The following is a 10,371-nucleotide window of genomic DNA, read 5'->3' as shown; positions in this document are numbered from 1 at the left end:
TCTCAACTCCTTCGTTCCTTCAATCGTCCGTCCCATGCATCCTCCCGCCAGCCATTCGACTGGGCAGGGCACGGTACGGACCTTCTCCAGGTCAGATCACGCACGCTTGCCGAAGGGACACAACTGCATGGCGATGACTGCAGCTACTCCCCGGGAAACCAGTGCTCCAGCGACGCTTCCAGAGCCAGTGACTGATAGCGTCCCGCGTGCCGACTGGCATGCGTTGAGGACCACCAACCGCAGGGCAGAGAGGCCACTGAAAAGCTCAGCCACATCCTGCGCGCACAACGGGTCGGACTCTCCGTTCTCATCCCGCAGGTAGACACACCCGGTCCCTGTATCCTCATCCACTTTGCCGTGCCCCATGAAGTGGAGCACGTGAGGATCGAAGCTATAGAGTCCACGCCGTAGATCCTGGCGGGTGGGCATGTCCAGGAACTCGCATTTGACGCCAGTGATGCTGGTGAGAGCATCGGTGATGCTCTCTTGCTCCGATTCGGACCTGAGACCACCATGGCCACGCGCTCCGGCGCGGACCAGCAGCACCCGCAGAGGTCGAACGAATGCCGGTGGCTCGGGTGGTTGTGTCACATCCAACGAGCGGACGATCGAGAGACGATGGTCTAACGCCGCGTGGCCAATTGGAGAGATGGGGGGAATCCGCAAGACCTCCCAGGGAAACTCGGCGAGCCCTGCGAGTTCGGAGTCACAGGGGTCGAAGTGCAGGAAGAGGCGCAGTCGCTGTTGATGTTCTTCGGATGAGAGGAGTACGCCCAGTGACTTCGTCAGGATGTCGCGCACTTGGCCCGGCGGGGAGATCGTCTCGTACAACTCATCGCCAAACTGCGCAAACTCACCATCGATCGCCGAGTCTCGCGATTTCGACTGTAGCAACGCCGTCGAGATCTGGCCATGCAATCCCAGCAGGCGAGATTCGGTTATTCGCAGCGTCACAGGCGCGCTGGCATTCCCGGCGGGAGACGAGAGTACGATCACCCGGTACGAATCCGGCCCGTTCCGCGTAAAGCGTAGGTGGACTTCTCTGTAGTTGTTCATGAGGTGCTCCGCGTAAGCCAGACGGCTTTAGGACTCGAGCTCTGAAGCAATTTCTAGCGGGTTGTGTCCAGAGAGATCCCGACGAATCTTGGGCACAAGCGCGGCCGCACGCCACCTGAATGATGCTTACGCGGGAACGTAAACATTTTACCATCAACGACTGACGGGAAAGCGTTGCTCTTGTTGCTAGTTTGGGGATCATGAACGGACTGCATTACAAGATCATCGCCGAGACGAATGCGCTCGCCACGAAGTACAGGGAAAAATTCATTGGGAATCCGGAGGGCGAGTTGCGAGCTTGGCTCGAGATCGCGGCACGCCGAGAGGCGCTCGTGTACTATGTGTATGGCGAAGCCCAGCGCAAAGAGCGCCTTCCCAACTCGGAGAGCGGGGCGGAACACGCAGCGCGGGATACGTTGACGGAGATCTGGCAAGAAGAGGCGATACACACGGAGTTGACACGTGCGCGCCTCGTCTCCGGATTGATGAGTGTCGGGGGCGGGCCACTGCCTCCAGCGCTGATTCAGGTCATCGGTGGGCTTGAGGCGCGGCTGCTATGCAGCCTCACGCAGGCGCGGCCGACCTTGAGCAAGGCCTTTGCTCAGCTCTGTGTCATGGTTGGCGCTGTGATCGTCCCAGGGGCAGTGCCAGGCTTCGCGCGGGAGCTCGACACGATGGATGCACGCGCCTTCTTCGAGCTCGCGGCGACGTTGGAATTAACCGCGAAGCAGGCCTACCGGCGGATGGGCGAGTTGCTTAAATTGTTCCTGGCTAAGCGTGAAGAACCCTCCGTGCAACTTCAAGGGCTCCAGCGCGCGTTGCATCGCGCATACATTGACGAAGACTTCCACGAGAGGGCCTTCCTCCGGATGATTGGCTGGACGGATGCCGAGGGGCGGTTCAAGCGCGGGTTGAGCGCGACGGAGTGCGTCCAGCAGATCTCCATTCTGCTGCCACAGGCGCCGGAGCCCATCCGGGGGACCGAGCCTCGCGGGAATGCGCTCTACGTGTTGACGGATGGCGGGATTGGCGCGCTTGCCAAGCGGTACGGCATCGAACTCGTGGTAGTTCAGGAGGAGGTAGCCCATGGTCAACGCGAGCAGTGAATGGCTGGATCAGATGCGGAGAATTGGCGACCCTAGAGTGGACGCGCTGATCGCCGAGCACATCGCGACCCGTGGCCCGGAGTCGCTGGATCACTTGCTCCGGGAGCTGTTTCATTCCCAGCGGATGCCCGAGGCCGATTCGTTGGTGCGTAGCTATCTGACGGAGCTGCCCCAGACCGAGCTCGTAGAACGGGACGTGGTCGCCAGAGGGCAACACCTCTTCAGTCTCTATGGACCAGAGGTGCTCATGATCCTGGGCTCCTATTCTCTACCCCTGGCCTACGCTGCAGGCCACGGCGTCCAGGTGGTTTACCGTTCGCGTCGTCTGAAGGAGGATCCCATCCGCCGTCTGTGCGACACGGCGCAGATGGTCGTGAATGTCATGCAGCCCGGTGAATTGGAGGAGGGCGGGGTAGGGTGGCTCGCGACGCGCAAGGTCCGGCTGATTCATGCGCTCGTGCGACGGAGGGTCCAGTTGGATGTAGACGCTCCCTGGCGTGCGGAGTGGGGGCTGCCGATCAATCAGGAGGATCAGGCTGGAACATTGCTCACCTTTTCCATCGCTACCCTCCGTGGGCTCAGGAGAATGGGGGCGAGGATGACACTGGCGGAAGCGGACGCGTACATCAAAGCGTGGTCGGCGGTGGGGCGTCTTCTCGGAGTGGATCCCTCACTTTTGCCCTCCAGCGAGGAGGAGGCGACCCTCCTGGCGATGCAGATAGGCGAGCGTCAGGTTCGCCCCACGCCGGAAGGACGTCAACTGACGGCGCAGTTGCTGGGTTCGGTGCAGACGCTGTTCCCTGTCTCGGGGTATGCCACGAGTCTGACCCATTTCTTTCTCCAAGATACGGTCTTTGGAAAGGATGTGGCTGCGGCGTTGGATCTCCCGAAGGCGAACTGGACGCGGTGGTTGGTGACGGTCAGGGCGGCCCAGAAGCGGACGTTCCTGGGCTGGCTGGATTGGGTTCCGGGGGCGCGGCGACGTCGCAGTTGGGTGGCCAGACAGTTCGCCCAGCGCATGATTCTCCACAAGCGCCCGGACGCGGATACTCCCTTCGAGGTACCGCCAACCCTCAGGAGGTGTTGGGGCCTGCAGGCGGACCGGTAGTTCCGTTGCGTCATTCTGCCTTGGGACGAACCGCGCCACGGCAGAGCTCCAGCAGCTCCTTCCGGCTGCGGACGCCCAGCTTCTCCTTTGCCCGTCCCAAGAGCACGCGCACCGTCGAGGTAGCGATCCCCAAGTCGTAGGCGATCAGCTTGTCGTGGTGCCCAAGCTGGGCATACCCGATGATCTCCTTCTCCCGCTTGCTCAACAGCGCCGGGCCGGTCACGGTGGGCTCATTCTGGCGGGCGACGATGTATCGCTCGCCGTTCTGCTCGATCTGGTCAATCAGCGACCAGCGTCCGGCCACGAGCGCCTTCCGGATCTCCAGGGATTTCTCCGGGTCCTTTGTCCGGAGGGGGCCCCGCGACTTCTCGAGCATCAGCACTGCATGCCGCAAAAGTTCGCGGGCCTGCTCGCTTCGCGCCTTCCCTGTCGCGTCGTGGATCTTGCCGCTGGGGTCGAAGATGGCTTCGGGTTCAGCGTCGGTCCGCCCCGACGGGGGCCCCTTCAGCGTGTGTCGCAAACGAACGGCATTGGATAGGTGAGCGGCGACGCGTCCCCATTGCCGCACCTGCGCTTCGGACGCCCGGGTGAGCCGCGACCGGCCCGCGTGAAATCCACAGCCCCGTCCAGAGGGCTCGGCAGCTGTGATCCAGAAGGAGTCGTACATCCCGAACTTCTGGGCGTACTGCTTCATGTGCGGCTCATCCAAGAATCCTCGCCGCATTCCCATCATCTGGCTGCCGGTGATGCATGGCCCCATGCGAAAGGGGCGCTGGCGGATTTCGGGATCCATGGTCTGGAAGACGGTCGGGTAGAGCGCCGCGAGCTTGTCCGGAATGCCCAGATGGCAGCGTTGCACCACCTCCGGTAGGCCATCTCCCGGCCGGTAGAACTCGAAGGCGGCCACTCCGAAGCCATCATCGAGATGGGGAAGCACCACCTCCGCAAGTCCCGCCAACCACGCGGTGTCCTCCAGATCCACGCGGTAGGCGGCGTCCACGACGCTCAGTAGATCAGCTTTGGCCATGCGACTGCCCCTGGGCAGACCTCCATCATACGACAGTCGGGCTTCGGTGGGGGCTTGATGCAAATCTCCTCGCGGCCTGTTCATCTTGTTCGGCTGCTGCGCCGTCGCTGCCAGCGACAGCCTTCCTCTGCTCCCCGATGCAAGCCCCCCGTTTGGGGGAGTAGGAATGGCCGGGGCGCCGCACCCGGAGCAAGACGCCGTGGAAGCGGGGCAGGTGAAGGCCACGAGCTACTGCATCTGGCCGTCACTGGGGGCGTCTGGGACTGGAAGTGGTAGGGCGCTTGGAGCCGCGAGGGAGGACTGGCACGTAGCACGCCCCCTGGTACGCTTGGCCGCCAATGCCGTCGCACCTCTCGTGGTTCAGTTCCAGTCGCTCCCAGCAGTGGCCGTTGAGGATGACCTGCGGTTGCGGCAGCCAGCGCAAGCCGCCGTCGCCGCGAGTGCGCAGGCGTGCGAGGAATGGAAGGAGGAGCAGCGGCAGGGGCCTCCTCGCTCTGGACCCTCGGCCGTTCTGGCACGGAAGCACTCGGATGCGAGCGGGGAGGGTGAGTGAGTCCGCTGTCTGCTTGAGCACCTGGGGCAACCGCGCGGCGGTGCCGCGTTGCTCCGGGCGCACCAAGAGCATGCGTAGAATCACCTCGCGCATCGGCGGCGGCACCCGAGAGGAAAACAGTGCAGGAGGAAGCACCAGGGAGTCCAGGTTCCAGATGCCCGGCTCATCCTTTCGGGGAGTCCCTATCTCCGGGTAGGCGCCGGTGGCGAGCCCGCAGGCGGTGACGCCCAGGGAGAAGATGTTGCCCGCAGGCCCCGCCACGTAGCGAGCCGGGGAGTGGCGGTGCTGGAGGGAGAAGGGCCAGTGCTCTATGTCCGTCTCGACGTCAGCCGAGCGGGGAATCGTTCATCGACGCCGGGCAGGAGGAGCGGACGCTCTTCGCGTGCGGCTTCTATCGCCCGGCCGAAGTCGAGGTCGCCGTAGTGATCGAGCACCGACGGGTCGAAGAACCGGACTCCGTCACCGACGCCTTCATTCTCGATGTCCGGCTCAAGCTCTGCCCAGGTGCCCAGCGGCGCATAGATCAGGGTCCGCACACCTCCATCCGCGTACACGCCCGCGGATTTTTCGAGGAACGTCGCTCGTGCCCGGATTTCACCCGTGGCGCTGAGGACGGCATTGTGGTCCCCGTACTGGCCGAAGAGACAGCGTCTACCAAGACCGATCCTTCTACGAAGACGCGAGCACCATTTCCGAATGAGAAGGTACGGGCCCGGAGATCGCCTCGTACGACAACGAGCCCAGGGAGATACTCGTCAGTCCACAGACTGAGGTGGCCCGCCGTCGCGAGCGGGCCGTCGACCATGACGACGTATGGGCCGTTGCCAGTGACGAGGGGGCCTGAGCCGTCGACGCCCGCTTCAATGAGGCGGACGGTGCAGGGAGGAAGGCCGGTGGCACGCTCGAAGATATCGAGCTCGGGCGCTCGTCGGTGGAGACGAGGACGGAGCTCGGCAAGGGTCGTTGCCTGCCCGAGGTCTTCGAGCTTCTTGGAGGCCATGAAGGCCAATCAAGCACGGAATGGACCGGCACTGCCCGAGAGATTGAAGCTGAAGACATGGTCCGCGGAAGCGCCAGAACCTCGCGGCGGGCCATGACGGCGGAAGCTGCCCTGCGGAATCCGCAGAGCGCATGCGTACTCCGTGCGGATTCCGCACATCGAGAGTCGCCAGGAGCTGGATCCGCGGGCCGACAGCAGCCTGAACCGGGCTCGGAGCAAGGGCCACCCGCGCCTGTCCAGGGAGCCCTCGCACACGGCCTCCTGGATGGACTCGCACGCTTCCAACTCCTTGTACGATCAGGAGTTTCGTGGCGTGACGCTGGCTGTGCCGCTCGGCCCGCACCAGCTCATTCGCCCGGGTCCGGCGCGTGTCCAGCTCGCCCTCTTCACTCCCATGGCATGCGCGTTGCTCTGTCCGGTGCCCGTCACCCGGAGTCCCAAGGAGTCAACCATGCGCAAAGTCTTTCAAGCCTCATTTCTCTTCCTCATCACCGCGGCGCTCGGAGGCTGCGGACCCGAAGTCGCCACGGAAAGCACCGAGCTCGCGGAAAGCACCGCGCTGAAGAGCGGCACCGTGGTTCAAGAGCTCGAAGGAAGCCCTGGGATGAACGTCGACATCACGGCCTCGACGGATGCACGCTCCTCGAGCGTCAACGTGACCGGCCGGATCGAGCATGTCATCACCGACAAGGAGAGAACCTCCTTCCGACTCAATGATGCGCAGCTCAAGGCCGCCATCAACGCATACTTCGGCAGTACTCCCAATGATGCCTATCTTCACAGCAGCACTCCCTGGGGTGATCTCTATTCAGGCTACGGTTGGCCGGAGGTCAAGACCGTTCTCCTCCCCAAGCGCGCCCAGATCCTGGAGATCACCTCGGAGCCCATCCTGGTAGCGCGGAGTACGTTCGTCAACAACCTCAGCCGCGAGTCCCAATTCAATACGAGCATTACCTCCAGTGTCGCCAACAACTCGACGAACACGTGGAGTCAGTCGGATAGCATCGAGGTCTCGCAGTCGATCAAATACGAACTGGGGTTTCTGGGGTCGGGAGCTGAAGGAGAAACCACGCTGACCTATTCTCACCAGTGGGGCGTGGGGGGCTCGGAGAGCGTCAACTATGAGGTCGGCACGAGCAATGGAGCCACCGTGTCTGTTCCTCCCTATTGGGGAGTCCAGTCCCGGATCAACGCGTCCCGGGGGAAGATGAAGATCCGGATCACGTATGAGGCCCACCTGGAGGGCTGCACGGCTGTCAATTACAACCCGGCCTACCGGGGACATCACTTCTGGTGCCTCGACATCGGCTCGGTCATGGGGGCCGGCGGCGTCACCAACTCCATCGAGTTCACAGACGATATCGAGGTGGGCTTCTACTCCGACATCAATCTCGAGGTGAAAGACTATCTCGATCTGGTCTGGTCCTATACCGGCCCGCTTGCGAGCAAGTCGTACTGCACCCTGGTGAACGAGCCTGCGGATCCGAACACCTGGAGCGACAACTACCTGTGCTCGAGCATCAACCATAGCCTCCAGTGGAGCCACTCGGGCCCCATCACAGACATGAAATGCACGGCCATCACGGAGTCCGTCGACCCGCATACCTGGGATGACAACTATCTCTGCGTGCCCAAGACCAGCCAGTTGAACTTCGTCTGGTCGTCCGCTGGACCCATTGCCTACAAGGACTGCATCCAGGTGAATGAGCCTGGCGACCCCTACACCTGGAACGATAACTACCTCTGCTACTGATTCAGCGGAGGCCGGCGGCAGGGACGCTCGCGGGCGTCACCTGCCGCCGCGCATGAGGTGCACGTATCCCTTGTCCCTGCTCAGTTCGGCATATCGATCAGGGAGCGGGTGCGGCCAGCTCCTTCAACCGCCGCTCCGCGGCCTCGGCGTGGAGGGAGTCCGGGTGGGCCTTCAGGAAGTCCTTCAGCGCTTCGGCCTCGTGCGCCGCATCCCCGATCACCCGCCAGGCCTCCGCCACGCCATGGCGCGCTTCCTCGCTCAACGCTCCCTGGGGCTGCATGCGGAGCGCCTGCTGGAACTGGCGCAGGGCCCCTTGCGCATCTTGCAGGTGCTGCAGCCTCAACTCGCCGGAGGCTACTCGCGCGACATAGGCAGAGCCCGAGCCAGGGTGGGACTGGATGATGCGCAGGTAGAGGCTCTCCGCGTCGCGCCACTTGCCCGCGGCCCGGCGTTCGTTGGCCAGGCGCAGGAGATCCTCGGGCTCGGACGCGGGAGCGGCGGGCCGAGGCTTCACCACCGGCTCCTGAGAGGGAATCACCGCGGGCTCGGGGGGCGAGGCCGCGGCAGGAGGCTCCACGGGCTCCGGGGCAGGCTCCACCGCGGGAGGCGTGGGCGGCATGGGCACTGGAGCCTGGACGATCTCCTGCACGGGCTGAGGGGCAGGAGGCGCCGTCCGGGACTGCAAGAAGCTCACGGTCGCGGCACCCGCCAGCACCAGCGCCGCTCCCGACAGCCAGGTGCCTCGGCGCAGATACCAGCGCCGGGGCGATGGGGGAGCGGGCGGAGCCTCCAGGGCCGTGAGCACTCCCTGGATGAGCGCCGCGGAACGCTGCGGAGAGATGCGCGGGGCGGGGCCGGCGCTCTCGTCCAGAGGGCTGAGGAGATCGAACGGCTCCTCGTGATTTTCGATCCTCTGACTCATTTCCTGTCTCCTGCGCGGCTCGGCTCCTGCTCGTACAGCTCCCGGAGGCGCGTGCGCCCCATGCGGAGCCGGCTGCGGACCGTCTCGAAGGGAATGGCGAGGTGCTCGGTGATCTCGGGCACGCTCATTCCCAGGACGTAGTGAAGCACCAGGGCATGCCGCTGCTCGTCGGGCAGCTGATCCAACAGTCGCGCCATGTCCCGCTTGAGCATGTAGTCGTCCGGTGCGGCATCCTCGGAGGGCATCTCGCTCAGCTCCTCCTCGGGCTCCCCGGCGGAGCGGCGCTGATCGGCGCGCAGCTTCCTCAAGGAAGCGAAGATGACCCGCACCGCCACCCGGTCCGCCCAGGACTTGAACGAGCCTTCTCCCCGCCACGTGGGCAGGCCCCGCAGGATGGCGATCAGTGCCTCTTGAGCCGTGTCGTCCACATCATCCCCCCGTATCAGGTAGCGCACCAGGTTGCGCACTCGAGGCAAGAGCTCCGTCACGAGGGCCTCGGTGGCCCCCTTGTGTCCGGCAATGACTGCCTGGATACGGCCTTGTTGCTCAGAGTCCACCACCGCACGGGCTGGGCTGGCCGTCGTCATTGATTGCACGGAGCCAGGCACCGGCGGTTTCGGGTCACGAAAACTCATGGGGAGCCCGCGAGTATCGCCAATCCAACGCGGGGTTGGGTTACCCATAGGCGGTTTCGGGGGATGAACTCCTCCCCCCGCTGGTAGCCAAGGGTCGGTGCGCCCGCCACCACGTCCATCGCCAGGGAGGCCTCCAGGGCCACCCGGCCGCCTCGCCAGCGCAGGGAGAGTTCAGGGCTCACGTGCGGAGCCAGGGTGAGTCGGGGCGGGGTCGCAATGACCTCGGGGGCCAGTACCACGGTGCTCCGGCGGAAGCCGGCGAGGCCCACTCCCAGATCTGCTCCCACCCGGAACCTTTTCGTGGAACTCAGGGGAACCCCCAATCCCACGATGGCGGCGTGCCTCGACAGCGAGACGCGGGTGTAGGTGTCGGAGAGACGGGCGGGCAGGCTCATCAGCACCCGTACGCGCCCGCGCAGCCACCGGCCTTCCCAATCCGCTCCCAGTTGCAATCCCTGTTGGCCCTGAGGGCTGGCCCCATCGAGGGTGGCTTGCCACCCCACGGCCACGACCCAGGAGTCCCCTGGCTCCGGAGGGGTTGGGGCCGGAGCGCTGGGCGGTGGTTCCGGCGCCGGAGGGTCGGGCTCCGCGACCTTCACCTCGACCCCGACCTCGCGGCCCGCCTCCAGCGCTTTCACCGCCGAGCGCACCACCAGGGCCGCGGTCTCGGCCAGGGCAGAGGCGTCCAACCGTCCCCGGGGCGTCTCCGCCTGGATGCGCCGGAAGAACAGGTGCTGCGTGGACGGCTCGGCGATGTGGACGCCGATCGCTTCCGGCTCATGGGTGAACCAGATCGCCACCCGGGCGGACTCGCTCCCGGCCAGCTCCACGGCGGTTCTCCATTGCTCCTCTTCGCTCGGGCCGGGCGCGGGCCCTGGGCTCACCCGCAGCACCACCGGAAGATCGCTGAGCTGGCCCTGGACGCGGCGCGCCAGGGCCTCGTCCTCTGGCGAGGACGTTCGGAGCACCGCGATCCAGGGGGACTTCGTCTCGGCTCGGCCCTCCGTTCCCCAACCCACGAGGACACCGAGCAGGAGGCACTGCATCATGCGGTGGAGTGGGCTGCTCAAACGGCGGGGAGCCTAGCATAGGAGCAGCAAGCCCAGACCCGGCCCGCGGAACGTGTCGCACGTCCGGGCGGGATGAGTCCTCCGAGGAGCGAGACATGCGATGCTGCCACCGGCTTCTGCTCTTTTGGCTCCTGTTGAAGA

At 64.8% G+C, this 10,371-nt stretch carries 10 protein-coding genes; 3 read left to right on the top strand and 7 right to left on the bottom strand.

What is annotated here, in order from left to right:
* Positions 1 to 96: 96 nt before the first annotated feature.
* The gene (locus KY501_RS31705) at positions 97 to 1,056 is read right to left on the bottom strand and encodes a CHAT domain-containing protein (protein ID WP_224367373.1); all 960 of its coding nucleotides are present in this window, start codon (positions 1,054 to 1,056) and stop codon (positions 97 to 99) included.
* Between the two features lie 191 nt (positions 1,057 to 1,247).
* Here KY501_RS31705 and KY501_RS31700 point away from each other — a divergent pair, with 191 nt between their 5' ends.
* Entirely contained in the window at positions 1,248 to 2,162 is a 915-nt protein-coding gene (locus KY501_RS31700; RefSeq protein ID WP_224367372.1) for a hypothetical protein, read from the top strand.
* Entirely contained in the window at positions 2,143 to 3,270 is a 1,128-nt protein-coding gene (locus KY501_RS31695) for an oxygenase MpaB family protein (RefSeq protein ID WP_224367371.1), read from the top strand. The genes KY501_RS31700 and KY501_RS31695 overlap by 20 nt, the downstream gene beginning before the upstream one ends.
* Before the next feature lie 10 nt (positions 3,271 to 3,280).
* Here KY501_RS31695 and KY501_RS31690 read toward each other — a convergent pair whose 3' ends face one another.
* The 3 genes from KY501_RS31690 to KY501_RS31680 form a co-directional block, all read right to left on the bottom strand.
* Positions 3,281 to 4,297, bottom strand: coding sequence for a helix-turn-helix transcriptional regulator (locus KY501_RS31690; RefSeq protein ID WP_224367370.1), 1,017 nt, complete (start codon positions 4,295 to 4,297; stop codon positions 3,281 to 3,283).
* Positions 4,298 to 4,541: 244 nt separating this feature from the next.
* Positions 4,542 to 5,111 carry a protein kinase family protein gene (locus KY501_RS31685; protein WP_224367369.1) on the bottom strand — a complete coding sequence of 190 codons (570 nt, stop codon included), beginning with the start codon at positions 5,109 to 5,111 and terminating at the stop codon, positions 4,542 to 4,544.
* Positions 5,112 to 5,158: 47 nt separating this feature from the next.
* The gene (locus tag KY501_RS31680) at positions 5,159 to 5,386 is read right to left on the bottom strand and encodes a hypothetical protein (protein ID WP_224367368.1); all 228 of its coding nucleotides are present in this window, start codon (positions 5,384 to 5,386) and stop codon (positions 5,159 to 5,161) included.
* 606 nt (positions 5,387 to 5,992) lie between these two features.
* On the opposite strand from KY501_RS31680, the gene KY501_RS31675 reads away from it, so the two are divergent.
* Positions 5,993 to 7,603, top strand: a complete 1,611-nt coding sequence (locus tag KY501_RS31675; protein ID WP_224367367.1) for a hypothetical protein — start codon at positions 5,993 to 5,995, stop codon at positions 7,601 to 7,603.
* A 97-nt stretch (positions 7,604 to 7,700) separates the two neighbouring features.
* Here the strand turns inward: KY501_RS31675 and KY501_RS31670 are convergent, their stop codons facing one another.
* The 3 genes from KY501_RS31670 to KY501_RS31660 are packed head-to-tail and all read right to left on the bottom strand — an operon-like array spanning position 7,701 to position 10,209.
* The gene (locus tag KY501_RS31670) at positions 7,701 to 8,525 is read right to left on the bottom strand and encodes a tetratricopeptide repeat protein (protein ID WP_224367366.1); all 825 of its coding nucleotides are present in this window, start codon (positions 8,523 to 8,525) and stop codon (positions 7,701 to 7,703) included.
* Positions 8,522 to 9,112 (bottom strand): RNA polymerase sigma factor, encoded by a 591-nt coding sequence (locus KY501_RS31665; RefSeq protein WP_224367365.1) that lies wholly within the window; start codon positions 9,110 to 9,112, stop codon positions 8,522 to 8,524. Before KY501_RS31665 ends, KY501_RS31670 begins: the two co-directional genes overlap by 4 nt.
* A 44-nt stretch (positions 9,113 to 9,156) precedes the next feature.
* Positions 9,157 to 10,209 carry a hypothetical protein gene (locus tag KY501_RS31660; protein ID WP_224367364.1) on the bottom strand — a complete coding sequence of 351 codons (1,053 nt, stop codon included), beginning with the start codon at positions 10,207 to 10,209 and terminating at the stop codon, positions 9,157 to 9,159.
* Between the last annotated feature and the right edge of the window lie 162 nt (positions 10,210 to 10,371).

The sequence above is a fragment of the Hyalangium versicolor genome (assembly GCF_020103695.1).
Taxonomy (GTDB): domain Bacteria; phylum Myxococcota; class Myxococcia; order Myxococcales; family Myxococcaceae; genus Hyalangium; species Hyalangium versicolor.
This window is presented reverse-complemented; position numbering and strand designations above follow the sequence as displayed.

Bases quoted from the DNA above. Each gene is read 5' to 3' on its own strand.
- KY501_RS31705 (WP_224367373.1), bottom strand. From the start codon at position 1,056: ATGAACAACTACAGAGAAGTCCACCTACGCTTTACGCGGAACGGGCCG.
- KY501_RS31660 (WP_224367364.1), bottom strand. From the start codon at position 10,209: ATGATGCAGTGCCTCCTGCTCGGTGTCCTCGTGGGTTGGGGAACGGAG.
- KY501_RS31690 (WP_224367370.1), bottom strand. From the start codon at position 4,297: ATGGCCAAAGCTGATCTACTGAGCGTCGTGGACGCCGCCTACCGCGTG.
- KY501_RS31670 (WP_224367366.1), bottom strand. From the start codon at position 8,525: ATGAGTCAGAGGATCGAAAATCACGAGGAGCCGTTCGATCTCCTCAGC.
- KY501_RS31695 (WP_224367371.1), top strand. From the start codon at position 2,143: ATGGTCAACGCGAGCAGTGAATGGCTGGATCAGATGCGGAGAATTGGC.
- KY501_RS31665 (WP_224367365.1), bottom strand. From the start codon at position 9,112: ATGACGACGGCCAGCCCAGCCCGTGCGGTGGTGGACTCTGAGCAACAA.